We start from the raw sequence: 14,797 nt of genomic DNA on the forward strand, positions 1-14,797 counted from the left end.
CGTCAGCCGAGGGCGGTGGTGCCGGAGGGCCGTACGCCGGACAGGATCTGGACGAGCCGTGCGGCGAAGGCGGACGGGTGCTGCGCGTAGCCGGCGTGCCCGCCGGGGAACTCCGCCAGTTCCCGGTCGAGCCGCCGCGCGAGGACGGCCACCGGCCGGTGCACATCATGGGTGCGCGATTCCCGGCCGCCCGCCATCACGACTCGCTCCGCCACGGCCGCCAGCGCGGTCACGTCGGGAAGGCAGCGGGTGGAGGGCCGCATGACGTGGGAGAGGAAGAACACGCTGTTGTCGGTCGCCTGTGGGAGGTCCGGGGCGGGCCTCCCCCCGAAGACGGCCCGGAGCCTGCCCAGGGCCGTCGGCGCGCCGTCCCGGCGGAATATCGCGTACACGTCGTCGAAGAACGCGGCGTACCGTTCCGCATCCGGCAGCATTCCCATCGCCGGCGGCTCGTGAGCGGCTGCCAGCAGGATCCGCCGTGGGTGGCGGACCATGAGCTCCAGGGCGATCAGCCCGCCCGAGCAGCTGCCGAACACCCGTACAGGCTCGTCGGGCCGGGCGAGCAGGTCGAGCAGGCGTGCGGCGTCGTCGGTCTGGGTAGCGAGCCACGGCTCCGGCGGCGGTCCGTCGAGCATGCTGCGCGAGATGCCGCGCGGGTCGTAGGAGACGACGCGGTAGTGGGCGGCGAGCTCGCCGGCCAGGGGCCGGAAGACCTCCGCGTCGGAGGCGCCGCCCGGAATGAGCAACAACAGCGGCCCCGTACCACGCACCTCGTAATACAGCTTCGCGCCCGGCACCGTCAGCGTGCCGCTCTCCACCGTGTCCATTTCTCTCCCGCCCACTTGGGCCGCAGGTCACGTGCGAGGTTTTCGAAGGGGCGGCACGAGGCTACGCGCGGGACGACCCGCGCCGGTAGGCGTACGTACACCGCCGCGCGCGGCCGCACGAGACTGTGCGCTTGTGTCCGGGTCGTGCTGCCGGGGCAGAGACCGCCCCATGATGACCAGTGTGAGGAGAGCGGCCGTGGCCGTCGGCGGACGGCGCATGCGTGCGGTCGCCCTGGTGGCCTCCGCGGTGCTCGGTGCGGCCGTGCCGGTGCCGGCATCGGCTCACCCCCGGGAGTCCGGCCTGTTGCAGTGCCAGGGCACCGAGTCCGTCACCTACCGCCCCGGTGTCACCTTCCGGCCGCAACGGATTCGTGTCACGGTCGACGGGCGGTTCGGCTCCTGTGCCGGCGGCGGGGGCGGGGCCGCGGTGAAGAGCGGCGGCTATCACGAGGAGTTCACCGTCTTCGCGGGCTGCAACAACCTCCTCGAGGGATTCCGCGCCCGCCGGACCTACTCCTGGAACACCGGTGACACCAGCACCGCCGAGATCGCCGGGAGCACCACGGCCGTGGCCGGCCAGGTGGTCACCCCGGTCACCGGCACCGTCACCCACGGCCGCTTCCAGGGCCGGACGCTGCTCCAGGTCATCCCCCTGCCCCAGCCGGGTGCCCTGCAGTGCCTCTCGGGCGGCCTCACCGGTGCGACCGGAGTGACGACTTTGACGATCACCTAGCCACTGCTGCTCGGCGGCCCCGCACACGGTGACGAGACCTGCCTACCCCTGGGTCCGCGGACTCACGATCATGCGGATGTCGTCGGCCGCCCAGAGCACGAACCGTTCCACCGGGGTCACCTCGTGTCCCGGCGCGGGACGGAACCGGAAGCGCTTGAGCAGTACGGCGAGGATCAGCTCGGCCTTCACCATGGCGAGGCCGGCGCCCTCGCAGCTGCGCGGGCCGAGGCCGAAGGGAATGTAGGCCAGTCGCGGCCGCTTGGCCACCTCTTGCGGGGTGAACCGCTCGGGCATGAACTTCTCGGGCTCGGGCCAGTGGCCGGGGTTCATGTGGACGGCCCAGAACGGGTAGAAGATCGTGGTCCCGGCCGGGATCTCGTAGTCGCCCAGGACGAGGGGCTCGGGCGTCTCCCGCGCCCCGTAGGGGCCGGGCGGGTAGAGCCGCATCGCTTCCTTGAGGGCCATTTCCAGGTGCGTGAGTCGCCGCAGGTCGCCGTACTCGGGCGCCGCGCGGTCACCGAGCACGCGGTCCAGCTCGCCGGCGATGCGCTCGGCCACCTCGGGATGCCGGCCCAGCAGGTGCAGGGTCCACGAGACGGCCACTCCGGTCGTGTGGTGGGCGGCCAGCATCGTCACCATGACGGTGTCGCGGATCCGCGCGGGGCGCTCGCCGGCCTCGACGAGCGCCCCGATCAGATCGCTCCTGTCCGTGCGGTCACCGGAGCGGTGCGCCGCGACCACCCGGTCGACCCTCGCGCGCAGATAGGCGAGGGCCTTCTCCGCCCGCTCGGCACGTTCCTCCTGAGTGCCGGGGAGGGGGGCGTGGTAGAGCTGCCCCAGGTGCTCGACAAGCACGTCCTCGAACGCGGCGACGACGCTGCCGGGGTCGGTGACCTCGCCTCCCAGCGCGTACTCGCAGATCATCCGCAGGGACAGCTCGGTGAGGTCCTTCTGCAGTTCGACGGGCTCATGCCCGGTCTGCCCGGCCCGCCCGGCGTCCCCGGCGTCCCCGGCGTCCCCGGCCCAACGGTCCGCGAGCGCTGTCACCAGCTCGGTGAACCGCGCGAAGTACCGCTCGTGGGAAGGGCGGCCGGCCAGCACCGACAGCAGCAGGCGCCGCCATGGGGCGTGCTCGTCCGCCGGCATCACCTGGAGGTTGCCCGTCTCGAACAACGGGGCCAGGAACGCGAACAGCGGCTCCGGCCGCTTGTCGACGCGTGCCGTGGCCTCCAGCAGCACGGGGTCGGCGACCGACACGGCCGTCTCCGCCCCCGGAAGCTGGAACCGCACGACGGGCCCGTACTCGGCGTGCAGCCGTAGCTGGTAGGTGTGCAGTCCGCCCGCCGCCGCGACAGCGCCGGCGCCTCCGTCCGCCCGGGGCGCGGGACCGGGGATGTCCATGACTGTCCCTCCTCGCTGATGGCCCGACGCTGATGCTCATCGCCCGATCACAGGGCACCGAGTCCGGCCGATGATGCCGACCGGGTGCCCCGCCTTTCGATGAGCTACCAGTGTGGTCCGGAAGCGGCGGCGAGCGACTGACTCAAACCAGTTCGGGTTGCGGTTCCGGTTGCAGCGCCGGCGCGGACTTCGGTTCCCACTGCTTGGTGGTCCGTACGTAGCCGTAGATCACCGAGATCATCGCCAGAATGAGAAGTGGTCCGAAAACCCACGGGTGCTTGGCCATCTCCATCGGCACATAGCGATACGCCACCAAGAGCGCGGTGAAGACCGTTGCGCCGTAGGCGGCCAGCTGGATTCCTGCCCGGTCCCAACCACGCGCCTGCGAGCGCAGCGCCGCCTCGATCGTGAGCGTGAACACCACGCCGGCAACGAGATCCGTGCCGTAGTGATAGCCGAATCCCAGCGTCGCCCCGAGCGTGGCGATCAGCCAGAACGCGCCTCCGAATCGCAGAAGCCGTGGGCCCTTGCGGGAATGAATGAAGATCGCGGTGGCCCACGCCGTGTGCAGGCTCGGCATGCAGTTGCGTGGGGTGATCTCGTCGAATGGCATCGGGTGCGGGGTACTGATCGGCGGCGGCGTGTCCGGCCACAGGTTGGCCACCGCCCAGTGCCCGCCGTCGGCGCCGTAGGCGAAGATCGGCCCGACCACCGGGAAGATCATGTAGATGCCCGGCCCGAGGAGGCCGATCACCAGAAAGGTGCGCACCAGATGGTGGGCCGGGAAGCGGCGCTCGGCCGCCACGTTGCGCAGCTGGTACAGCGTGACGATGACCGCGGCCACCGCAAGCTGAATGTAGACGTAGTCGAGAACGTGTTCGCCGATCGGGCCGGTGGCCTCGACAATCCGGCCTGCCAGCCACGACGGGTCGCCCAGCGCGTGATCGGCGGTCGCCACGTACTGGTCGAGTACCGTCGGGCGCGTCTTCGACGTGATGAGCAGCCAGATGTCGCCCGTCTTGCGGCCGGCCACCAGCAGCAGGCCGAGGCCGACGGCCTTCAGCAGCAGGACGCGTTCCCGGCCGGTGCGGCGCGTGACAGCGATGACCGCAATGGCCAGAATCACCCACAGTGCGCCATTGCCGAAGGGGTGGCCGTGACCTGAGGCCACCTTGACGTCGAGCACCCACCGCACCAGCACGAAAACGACGTCAATGCCGATCGCGGCGCCAATCGCGATGAATCGTTGCCGCCAGGTGAGCACCACCATCACCAATGCCATACTGCCGTACAGCAGCGGCCCCGATTTGGGGGCGAATATCAGCTCTTTCGCCTGGTTGGTAATCGGCCCCGGTACGCCGTAACCACGCGCGGCGATCTCCAGCGCGATGAGGAATCCGAGGGCCACCACACCCGCGGCGGTCCACAGCATCACCCGTGGTTTACGCCATGCGGTGAACGTAATTCTTCCGTTTATTCGCGAAAACACCCGCGATACTATAGATATCAATTATTTGGCCGTTTTGTTAGATGTAGTTAAGTAGGTCACTATTTGCGCCGGATAGCACGGTTCCTGAGTGAAGGACGGGCAATGAGGCGATCATCGTAAGTTCGAACATGTTAACGGAGTGGTGTGGGTGGGTTTGGCTGGTCATGGTCGGCGTGAAGGTCAGCTGGATCCTGCGCTCGATGGTCCGGCGTCTCGGGGATGACCATTAAACTCGCGGCGCCCGGCGGGCATACGTGCGCCCCGGCATGAACCATCCGCCCCTTCCGTGGCCGAGCAGGCAGGGGCACGTGTCGGCCCGTGGTTCGGCCGACAGCTGCGGAAAAGACCCCGGAAGGTCAGCGCGGGCAAGGCCGCCGGGGGCATTCGGTCCGCGCCGGAGCAGCGATCACCTCGTCGTCCCCATCCCCCGGCTGAGCGTGTCGACCAGATATCGGCTGTGAGGTCCTCGCCTCAGGCGGCGGTCCGGTCGGGCGCGAGGGACGGTCGCGCTGGGGGTGTGCAGCACTCTGTTGATCACCAGCAGCCCGAAGTGGATCACTGGACAAATTCCGGTCATCGGTCCTGGCTGAGTTCGTACAGCTCCTGGAAAAGCCCACCGGCGCGGACGAGCCGGTCGAACGTGCCCTGCTCGGTGATGCGGCCCCGCTCCATGACGATGATCCTGTCGGCGATCTTGGTGTTCTCCAGCCGGTGCGTGACGACGAGCGAGATCCTGTCCGCGGCCATGCCTTTGAGGGCTTGGAAGATCAGGTGCTCGCCGCGGGCGTCCATCTCGCTGGTGGGCTCGTCCAGCACCAGCACGGCGGGCTTGCGGTAGATCGCCCGGCCGCAGGCGAGGCGCTGCCACTGCCCGCCGGAGAGCGTCACGCCGCCCCATACTTCGCGGGCGAGGAGCATGTCCAGGCCGTCGGGCAGTTCCTCGACGGCCTCGCGCATGCCGACCGTCTCCAGGACGTCCCACACGGCTTCGTCGTCCCACGTGACCGGCTGGCCGAGGGTGATGTTCTCGCGGCACGCCAGGGGCCAGCAGGCGAAGAACTGCGGAACCAGCCCGGTCTGCGTCCACACCGTGTCGGGGTCCACTCGTGCGAGATCGACACCGTCCCACGTGACGGTGCCCTTCTCGGCGAGATACAGGCCGGTGATCAGTTTGATGAGGCTGGACTTCCCGGACCCGTTCTCCCCGACCACCGCCACCACCTCACCCCGGTGCAGGGTGAGCGACAGGTCGTCCACGGCCGGGCGGGGTTTGTTCGGATACCCGTAGGTGACGTTGTCCAGCCGGATCGTCTCGGGACAGACCGGAGCCTGCTCGCCGCCCCGGGCCAGCGCGATGTGGGCGGTGGTGGTGTCCACGAACCGCTTCCAGTCGCCCAGGAACAGGGACGAGTGAAACAGGCTCGCGCTGTAGTGGACGACGTTCGTCAGGTTCCCCAGCGCGGTGCGCACGGCCACCACGGCGGTCGCCGAGACCGCGAGGGACACCTGCCCGGAAACGGTCAGCCACACCAGCGTGGCCCAGGCGCCGGTCAGGCATACGCCACCGGCCGCCGCCGCGATGAGGTTCGTGCGAACCTGCTGTCCGGCCGCGGCGACGGTGCGGCCGTCGATGCGGGCGCTGAGCGTCTGGTACCAGAACATCAGGTAGCGGCGCATGTTGTTCGCTCGCACCTCGTGAGCGAACTTGGAGGTGGTGATGTTCCAGCGCATCATCCCTTTGAGGTTGCGGTGGGCGGCGTTCTCGTAGTGCGTGCGGTGCTCGATCTTCGCCTCCGCCACCGCCCCGATCCCCGACGGCAGCACCGCCAGCATCAGGACCGGCAGCATCAGCGGGTGCAGCAGGGTGACCACACCGAACGCCGCGACGAGGCGGATGAGCGCGGCCATGAAGGACTGGGCGTCGTACAGCATCCGCTCGCACCGCATCACGCCCGTCTCGGCGTGCTCGTGCTCCTCGGCGAAGGAGGCCCGGTCGAACGCCTCCAGCTCCACCGACAGCATCGCCCGCACCAGCGCCGTGTCCGCCGCCGTCATCACCCGCGGCTTGAGCCGGGCCACCGCCCACGCCGCCAGCCCGTAGGCGACCCGTCCCACCGCCACCGCGACCGCGACGACCGCCAGCGCCGGCAGGGCCTCGCGAACCCGGTCGGGAACCAGGCCACCGCCCAGAATCGGCACCATCGCCTTCGCCGTGGCCGCCAGCACCACGGCCGCGGCGACGCCCGAGGCGATCTGGCAGCCGACCAGCAGCGCCACGTCCCGCCGGTCGATCGCCCACGCCATCCTCGAGATCTGCGCGAGCAGAGCCGGAATCCTCTTGCAGAGCCCCCAGAAGGAGGTGTCCTCGAATGCCGACCGCAGCTCCGCCCGCCGCTGCTTCGGCTCCACCGGCTCCGGCATCGGCGGCCTGCCGCGGCCAGGGCGGGCTCCCGGCGTCCGGGGCTGTTCGTCCCCCTGCGCACCCTCCACTGACGATCTCCCTCCCCTGGTGGTCAAGAGCACCGGATTCACGGCACCCGGTGCCTAACCGGCTCCAGCGGGGAACGGTCACGGACGAGCGGCGGGCACGGCGACGAGAGACCAGCCGCGGGGACCGCTTCTGCCCCCGCACGTCGACGCACACAGGCACCTCCAGGGGCCGGCAGTACTGGCAGTACCGACAGGCGGACCGTATGCACGGGGCGCACTGCCCGCCTGGAGCCGGAAACCTACTCCCGCCCGCCGAGAGGCTCCAGGCACACGACACCAGGCACGAGGGGCACGTTACGGAGCATGGGGGCGCTCAGTGAGACGTACCGTGGCTACGGGGTCGCTCGCCGCCACCCTGTGGGGCGCTGTCACCCGGGGCGACGGCCACGGCGATCCGCCACAGGCTCGACGGCAGTACGACGCCGAGCCGCTGCCCACAGTAGGAACGCGGGGGCGATGAGGCGAGCGGTCCGAACGCATCCGGGGCCCGGGTCCCGTTCGCCTCTCGGCTACGGAGTTAGGGAGTTACGGCACTACCGTCCAGCGCTGACGGACCTCGTCGCTGCACGTGTCCATCGTGACGTAGCCCGTCTCCCGCAGTGGCGCCACCAGGCACATGTGCGCGGCCTCGTTGCGGAAGCGGAGGCTGCCGTCGGCGTAGGTCTCCACCTGCCAGCGGTGGCCCGCGCCGTCGATCTTGCTGCCGCGGTCGGTGCAGCCGTGCAGCACGGAACGGTCGCCGGGACGGGGCCGCTCCTCGTTCAGGAGGTCGATGCACCTTCCGCTGCCGCTTCCCTTGAGCCGGACGAGGTTGTCGCCGCTGCCGGCGTACTGGGTGTCCCATCGCTGGCTGATGACCCCGATGTTGCGCCGGCGGGTGGTCAGCGGCGTGCCGTCGTGACCGGGCCCGCTGAAGTTGTCCAGGAAGAGGCCGTTGTACGCGCGCAGCTGGACCCGCTTCTCCTCGCCCTCCCAGGCACGCTCGTCCACCGCGCGGGAGTTGTCCCACCACTGCTGGGCGGGGCTGTCACCGCACGCGAGGGCCGCGACCTCCCCGTTCCTCCCACCGGTCAGGCACAGCTCCGGATGGCGGGAGTTGCGCCAGCGCAACGGGCCGCCGAGCGGGCCCGGGTCCTCGGGGAGCCACTGGGCCCCGGGCGCGGTGCACGGCAGCATGATGACGGACAGCGGGAGGAACGGGTTGATGCCGGGGCACAGCTCGCCGGCGGCGCTGGCGGTGCGGGCGCCGGACGCGGCTCGGGGACTGTTGCCGCGGGCGAAGCGGTACCAGTGTCCCTGCACGGTGTCCATACGGAACCGCTGACGGAGGTTGTACCGCTGCTGGCCGGTGGTCACCCGGCCTCCGGCGGTGTCCGGAGCGTCCAGGACCTGCCCGGTCGCGGTGTTCTCGAGGGCGGTGGAGAAGTTGTGCACCGGGCCGTCGGCGCGGCCGGCACGGGAGTGGGGGCGGGTTCGAACTGGACGGGGTAGTGGTCCGCGCCGCGCCCCGCGGGGATGGCCGCGTTGAACCGGGGCGTGCCGCGCGTGATCGCGTAGTCGAGTTCACCGCCCCGCTGGTGGGTGGAGCGGCCGGTTCGGGCCAGTTGCTCGTCGGGCCGCAGGTGGAGGCTCTGCTCCCGGGCCTGCCGGTCGGTGCGGTTGCGGATGTCGAGGTTGAAGTCGCCGACCATGACCCAGTTCTCGCCGGCCCGGGCGGCGGCACGGATCCGCCTGAGCAGGGGGGCGACGTCGCTGCCGCGCGCGTGGACGTTGTAGTAGACGGTGTTGCCGATCCGTACGCCGAGGGCGCGGCGGTAGCGGTATTCGCTGCGGGGCTCATCCCGGTTGTACAGCGGGTTCTCGATGACGCGGACCTCGTCCGCGCGTGCGCTCGTGACCACTGCCAGGTTGACCCGGCCGCCTTGCCAACGGTCCCGTCTCGTGGTGCGGTCGCGCCGCGGGTCGGTCTGGAGGAAGTACACGTGGCGGCGGTGGTGGCGGTACTCCCACTGCGTGTGGTTCACAGCGACCGGCAGGCCCGCCGGGAACGGACCGGGGATGGGGATCGACACACCGGTGCCGCGGGACTGGTGCGGTTCGGCGGGCGGCCCGCTGCCGACCTCCTGCAGGGCGACCACCGGATGATGCATCGTCAGTGGGCCGACCTCGCCGCCCCAGCGCAGCCCGTGGTCGGAGCCCTGCATGTTGTACGTGGCGAACGGCAGGCTGCCGTTGGACGCCGGGCTCGCGGGCCGGTCGTCCGCCCGCGCCGTGTAGCCGCCCGACCCGGGGGCGGCAACACCGACCAGCAGTCCGGCCGCCAGCAGTGCGGAGGTGAGGGCCGCCGTCAGCCGCGATCCGCGCGGCCTGGGGCGGCCCTTGGCGCGGGGCGGTGGTAACGGTAATCGCATCGTGGTCTCCTCATCGAGCGATCAGGTACGAAAAATCGCAGAAACGATCCGTTCACCATTGGACGGTCCGCGTCAAGGGACCACGCGCGTCAAGAGTCCATCGCGCCACATGCCCGCCGCGGGCGAGCGTTTCGGCCGCGCGTCAGCCCGCGAGCCCTGGTCATCCCGCGACGCTGTTGGCGATCTCGTCGACGCCGTGCTGTCCACGCTCGGGCTCGGGCTGTTCGTCCGCCGCAGCAAGACTCGACGGGCTCCAGGCCGCGCTCGCCATCCTCGCCCTCGCCGCCCTTCTCGCGATGTTCTTCACCCATCGCATCCCGACGGCCCAGCCCCGCTCGACAGAGCCCTAGCGCGGACTGCCTTGTTTCTCGGCGCAGCCGTAGCGGGCGCGCCCCTGCGGCGCTGTGCACCTGGGGCGTGGAGGACCCGGTCGCCGTTCATGAAGTTCTTCGTCGTCACCTGAGAACGGGCACTGCACGCAACGTGACACTGGCATCGGCGTACTCACAGGAGATCAATCGGGAGAACGTGAATTTCAGACAGAGCGTGGCGCGCGACCAGCTGCTGCCCATTCCCGGATAGTGGCTCGCGAGCCAGGCCGGACGACCGTAAGGGAGCAGATTGTGGCGACGTCAGATTCTGCAGTGGATGTCGTGATCGTGGGCGGCGGGTTCGCGGGTGTGACGGCCGCGCGTGAATTGTCGGTGCGCGGGCGTCGGGCGGTGCTGGTGGAGGCGCGTGACCGTCTGGGCGGCCGGGCCTACACGAAGGACCACGACGGGCATCCGATGGAGTTCGGCGGCACGTGGGTCCACCCTCTGCAGCCGCACGTGTGGTCCGAGATCGACCGCTACGCGATCGAGACGGAGACGTTCCCGGTGCTGGAAGGGCTGCGGCAGTCGGTCGTCTCCGATGGCCGCGTCGTGGACTTGTCCGACGACGATGCCGCGCGGGCACTGGAGGCATTCGACGAGTTCTGTGCCCCGGGCATGACTCTGTTCCCGGAGCCGTTCTTGGAAACGGTGGGTCCGGACCCGGAGGGCCTGGGTGAGCGGTCGATGCGTGAGCAGCTCGACACCTTCAAGGCCGAGCCGGCGCTGCGTGACTGGGTAGAGGGGATGTGCTGCTTGGTCGCGTTCGGTCCCCTCGATCAGTCCGGTGCGACCGAGATCTTCCGGTGCTACGCCTTGGCCGGGTACAGCGCGGCACAGGCCATGGCCGCGCTGTCGGCGACGAAGCTGGTGAAGGGGACACGGGAACTGATCAACTCCATTGCCGGACAGGCCAACCTGGCCGATGTCCGCCTCAACTCGCCCGTGCGGCGTGTCATCCAGACCGATGACGGGGTGCGGGTCGAGCTGGAGAGCGGCGAGGCCGTCAGCGCGCCGACCGCGCTGATCGCGCTGCCGATGAACGTGTTGAACAGCGTGGAGTTCGAGCCCGGCCTGTCCGAGATCAAGCAGACCGCGTCGGCCGATCGGCACGCGGGTGCCGGCATGAAGTGCTTCGTCCGGGTGAAGGGCGACATCGGCAACGTGAGCATCGTGGCCCCCGAGGCCCAGGCGGTGAACTTTGCGGTGACCTACGACCACGGGCGGGATGGCTCGTGGCTGATCGTGTTCTCCGCCAACCCGAAGAAGCTGAAGATGACCCAGTTCGACGACGTCCAGGGCATGCAGACTGCGCTGCAGCCGCTCCTGCCGGGTGTCGAGGTGGAGAGCATCGTCGGCTGGGACTGGTCCAACGACCCGCTCGCGCTCGGCACGTGGTGCATCTACCGGCCGGGACAGCTGGCGAAGGTGCTGCCGGACCTGCGCACCACCGAAGGACGGCTGTTTTTCGCGGGAGCCGACTCGGCGAGCACGTGGCGCGGTTTCATCGACGGGGCGATCGAGAGCGGCTACCGCTCCGCCCGCGACATCGACAGCTACCTGACCAGCTGATCACCGGCGGCGGTGCCTGTCTCAGGCCCCGCCGCCGTGATCCGGCTACGGGTCCTCGGTAGCGCTCAGGGCGGCGGGAGCAAGCACCCACGGCAGGGCCCGGCCAGTGAGCGGCGTGGTGGCGACAAGCCACTCGTCCGTGTTGGTCGTTCCTCGCGACATCACGTGAAGCGGACGAGCCTGAAGGGTGCGCTCAATTGGCGTGTTCGGCCAGGGCCGCGTCGACCGCTGCCTCGGCGTGCAGGCGGGCGGTGGGGAAGACCGGTACGGGGCTGTCCTCGGGGCCGATGAGGAGCTCGATCTCGGTGCACCCCAGGATGACACCCTCGGCGCCCTCGGCGACGAGGTCCTCGACGACCCGGCGGTAGGCCGCACGTGACTCGTCGCGGACGACGCCCAGGCAGAGCTCCTCGTAGATCACCCGGTGCACGAGCGCGCGCCCCTCGGCGTCCGGGACGCGAACGTCGAGCCCGCCCGCTGCGAGGCGGCCCCGGTAGAAGTCCTGCTCCATGGTGAACGCGGTGCCCAGCAGGCCCACCCGGCGCAGCCCCGCAGCGCGAACGGCGGCTGAGGTGGCGTCCGCGAGGTGCAGCAGCGGGACCGAGACCGCCGCCTCGACACGGTCCGCGACCTTGTGCATGGTGTTGGTGCAGATGAGCAGCAGATCGGCGCCGGCCGCCTCCAACGACCGGGCGGCACCGGCCAGTACCTCGCCGGCTTCCGCCCAGCGGCCCTGGACCTGCAACTGCTCGATCTCCGCGAAGTCCACGGAGTAGAGCACACAGCGCGCCGAGTGGAGACCGCCGAGCCGCTCGCGCGTCCGCTCGTTCAGGATCCGGTAGTACTCCGCCGTCGACTCCCAGCTCATCCCGCCGATCAGCCCGATCGTCTTCATGCCCGTGTCCACGCTTGCGCTCCCCACTCCTCGTACGTCACCGCCTATGGGCCACACCATAAGGCAGGTGGCGCATATTCGGTGCTGTCATAAGAATTGCTTTGATTTGCTGCAAGGTGGGTCGTCACGCCGACTGCGCCACAGCGGAGCGCCGGACAAACCCCGACCTGAGCCCCGGCGGCATCGCCGCCACCCCGGCATGGCAGGGTGAGAGCGCCGTGAGCAGGCACGACACATGAGCGATGGGGCAGGGACGCGGTGCTGGTGGAGGACGCCGAGGACGCCGTCTGGACCTGGGAGCGCGAGCTCCCGCTCAGGTACGTGCTGGTCAGCGAGGAATGGGACGGCGAACTGATTGTGTGGGCGCGCTGCGCCGACGCCGACGGCCTGTTCGTCGACCCGGCCCCGCGCCGGGAACGGCTGACCCTCATGGGCTGCGCCCCGACCGGCCGGTTGCGCAAGGCGGCCGAGCGCGCCCGCCACCAGTCGGTCGCACCGGACGGACCCGTCGAGCCTTGTCGACCTCGGGGAGCTCGCCATCGTCGTGGACTTCCCCGTGCCCGGGGCCGACCCCGAGGCCGACCCCTTCCACGCCTACGACACACACCACTGGGAGCTGCTCGACCCCGTCCTTCTCGGCTGCCGCCCCTCCGCCCTCGACCCGTCGCTGGTCGACGTGACCGTGGAGGCCGAGGTCGACGGCCCGGTGCGGCAGCCCACCGAGCCCGCGGACGCCCGTTGGCTGCTGTTCAACGGCGCCGGCGGCGCCGATCTGGGCGAGTGCCGTGGGGTCGAGGGCCTGTACGCCAAGCGCCCCCTATCCGACGCGCCACCGATGCGGCTGATCGGCTGCGAGCCCGGTGAGCGGCTGCTGCGACGGCTGGTGCGCCCGCGCGCCGACGGCGACTGGGTCACGCTGCTCGCCGTGGACCGGTCCGGTCGTGTGATGCGCTTCCAGGAGCACATGTCCCTGGAGGTCGTCGCCTCCCGGCCGTCAGCACTTGGCGTGACCCTCGTGGACCTCTGGCTGCGCAAGGGCCCGGCCGTACGGCCCGTACCGGCGGTCCGTCCGGTGTGGGACGCCTGGTTCGAGGGGCCGCCGACCGAGCCCGGGTCGTGGGCCGCGTTCCCACCCGAGGGCCGGGCCGAGTGGGCCGCCTTCGCCGCCGCCCGCCAGGGCGCCGGCCGGCCGCTGCCCGACCCCGTGCGGCACCTCGACGGCCGGTACGTCACCGACGTGTCGGCTCTGGTGTGCGCGCTGGGCGAGGCGGTCGCCGGCCCCGGCGGCCACTACCACCAGTGCTGGCGCGCGTTGCGCGGCTGCCAGTGCGGCGGGGAGCGGCCGCCCGCACCCTTCACCCTGGTCTGGCACGACGCCGACGTGGCCCGGCGCGCGCTCGCCTCCGTGAGCGTGGACACGGCGGGCGAGACACCGTACGTCGACGACGTCCTCCGGCTGCTCGCACGGGTCGGCATCACCGTAGAACTCCGCTGATCCTCCCTGAGAGCTCCTCACCCAATGGGTGAGGAGGGCTTCATGGATGTCAGCAGCGAGGGCCTGTCGCCGGCTGGACGCCGACTGAGAAGAGGGCGCCGGGGTGCGCATCCTGTATTTCGGGATGACCGGCCGGAATCCGGTGCCCAAGGTCAAGGCCAAAGGATGGCGCTTCGAGCCGGACAAGTTCGCCGCAGCCGGTCTGACCGGCGAACCGTCCCACCTGGTGCGGCCACCTCGCGTCGCCGAATGCCCGATCCAGCTGGAGGCCCGCGCCGAACGGACGGGTGCAGCCGGACGTCTCCGGAGATTTCGTCATCGTCGAGGCCGTCGTACGAGAGCGCAGACGGCCGACCCCAGTTGGTTGACAGCGTCAACCAACTGGGGTCGCGCTCCGGGGAGCGCAAGGCAGCCGTAGAGGGGAGAGTGGAGGTAAGCCATCGCCGCAGAGGCGTGCGGGAGGAGGCCGGCTGAGTATGTCCGACGACGTGATGGGTGACGAGGTCTATCAGCCTGCCCGGTCGGACCGCCGGGACAACCCTGGTGACCTGGACCTGGAGAACGCCCTCGACGGCGATCTCCTCGACCGGGTGCTCGACGAGGGCTACTCGCCCCCGGAGAGGCCGCTGGGCGTGGGGCACCACGGCACGACGGCCCGTGAGCAGCGTGAGCGCGAGAGCCTTGACCAGCGGCTCGCCGAGGAGGTCCCCGACATCACGGTGCCGGAAGGGGACGGCATCGGTGATCAGCCCGGCGGGGACGGCGAGCCGATCGACGAGGAGGTCGGCGACCAGCGCGCCGGACGGCTCACCGCCACCATCGACGCCCTGCCCCCTCGGCGCAACGATGTCTTCGCCCGGGACGTGGGTATCGACGGTGGGGCGGCCTCCGCGGAGGAGGCGGCGATGCACATCGTGCCCGACGAGCCCGCGGCCGAGTTCGGCGAGGACCTCGAGGCGTGAGGGCGGTGCGTGAGGGTCGGGGCGTCCCCCGGTCGGCCCAACGGCACCGTCGCCTTCGAGCCCGGCGCGGATCTGCTGGGAGAGCGCGCCGGTCGTCGGGTCGTCGCCGTCGAGGGAGTAGGCCATGACGCCGCCCAGCCATCTGCTGCCC

11 protein-coding genes and 1 pseudogene are annotated in these 14,797 nt (G+C 70.5%); 5 read left to right on the forward strand and 7 right to left on the reverse strand.

All coding sequences use genetic code 11. From position 1 onward, the window contains the following. Window positions 1-2: 2 nt before the first annotated feature. Window positions 3-827, reverse strand: a complete 825-nt coding sequence (locus IE295_RS25865) for an alpha/beta fold hydrolase (protein WP_190066170.1) — start codon at window positions 825-827, stop codon at window positions 3-5. Window positions 828-1,023: 196 nt separating this feature from the next. Between IE295_RS25865 and IE295_RS25870 the strand changes: the two genes are divergently transcribed. Further along, the gene (locus tag IE295_RS25870) at window positions 1,024-1,560 is read left to right on the forward strand and encodes a hypothetical protein (RefSeq protein ID WP_190066171.1); all 537 of its coding nucleotides are present in this window, start codon (window positions 1,024-1,026) and stop codon (window positions 1,558-1,560) included. 42 nt (window positions 1,561-1,602) lie between these two features. Here the strand turns inward: IE295_RS25870 and IE295_RS25875 are convergent, their stop codons facing one another. The 5 genes from IE295_RS25875 to IE295_RS25895 form a co-directional block, all read right to left on the reverse strand. Further along, window positions 1,603-2,961, reverse strand: coding sequence for a cytochrome P450 (locus IE295_RS25875; protein ID WP_190066172.1), 1,359 nt, complete (start codon window positions 2,959-2,961; stop codon window positions 1,603-1,605). A gap of 142 nt (window positions 2,962-3,103) precedes the next feature. Beyond that, entirely contained in the window at window positions 3,104-4,393 is a 1,290-nt protein-coding gene (locus IE295_RS25880) for a phosphatase PAP2 family protein (protein WP_190066173.1), read from the reverse strand. Between the two features lie 630 nt (window positions 4,394-5,023). After that, a complete protein-coding gene (locus tag IE295_RS25885) occupies window positions 5,024-6,871 on the reverse strand; it encodes an ABC transporter ATP-binding protein (protein WP_190066174.1) in 1,848 nt (615 codons plus the stop codon). A 594-nt stretch (window positions 6,872-7,465) separates the two neighbouring features. Continuing rightward, complete coding sequence (locus IE295_RS25890; RefSeq protein WP_190066175.1) at window positions 7,466-8,296, reverse strand: RICIN domain-containing protein; 831 nt, start codon at window positions 8,294-8,296, stop codon at window positions 7,466-7,468. Continuing rightward, complete coding sequence (locus IE295_RS25895; RefSeq protein WP_190066176.1) at window positions 8,293-9,351, reverse strand: endonuclease/exonuclease/phosphatase family protein; 1,059 nt, start codon at window positions 9,349-9,351, stop codon at window positions 8,293-8,295. Before IE295_RS25895 ends, IE295_RS25890 begins: the two co-directional genes overlap by 4 nt. Window positions 9,352-9,995: 644 nt before the next feature. Here IE295_RS25895 and IE295_RS25905 point away from each other — a divergent pair. After that, window positions 9,996-11,294 carry a flavin monoamine oxidase family protein gene (locus IE295_RS25905; RefSeq protein ID WP_190066178.1) on the forward strand — a complete coding sequence of 433 codons (1,299 nt, stop codon included), beginning with the start codon at window positions 9,996-9,998 and terminating at the stop codon, window positions 11,292-11,294. 193 nt (window positions 11,295-11,487) lie between these two features. On the opposite strand, the gene IE295_RS25910 is transcribed toward IE295_RS25905, so the two are convergent. Next, entirely contained in the window at window positions 11,488-12,189 is a 702-nt protein-coding gene (locus IE295_RS25910) for an aspartate/glutamate racemase family protein (RefSeq protein WP_190066251.1), read from the reverse strand. 544 nt (window positions 12,190-12,733) lie between these two features. Here IE295_RS25910 and IE295_RS25915 point away from each other — a divergent pair. The 3 genes and pseudogenes from IE295_RS25915 to IE295_RS25920 all read left to right on the forward strand — a co-directional run bounded on the left by IE295_RS25915 (window position 12,734) and on the right by IE295_RS25920 (window position 14,646). Continuing rightward, on the forward strand, window positions 12,734-13,684 hold the full coding sequence (locus tag IE295_RS25915) for a barstar family protein (RefSeq protein WP_190066179.1): 951 nt from the start codon (window positions 12,734-12,736) through the stop codon (window positions 13,682-13,684). A gap of 124 nt (window positions 13,685-13,808) precedes the next feature. Further along, window positions 13,809-14,019: pseudogene (locus IE295_RS33795) on the forward strand (flavin reductase family protein); the annotation flags it as partial. A 141-nt stretch (window positions 14,020-14,160) separates the two neighbouring features. After that, window positions 14,161-14,646: a DUF5709 domain-containing protein gene (locus IE295_RS25920; RefSeq protein WP_190066180.1), complete on the forward strand. Its 486-nt coding sequence runs from the start codon at window positions 14,161-14,163 to the stop codon at window positions 14,644-14,646. Window positions 14,647-14,797 lie beyond the last annotated feature (151 nt).

This window comes from Streptomyces griseocarneus, from assembly GCF_014655595.1.
In the GTDB taxonomy this organism is placed as follows: Bacteria; Actinomycetota; Actinomycetes; order Streptomycetales; family Streptomycetaceae; genus Streptomyces; species Streptomyces griseocarneus.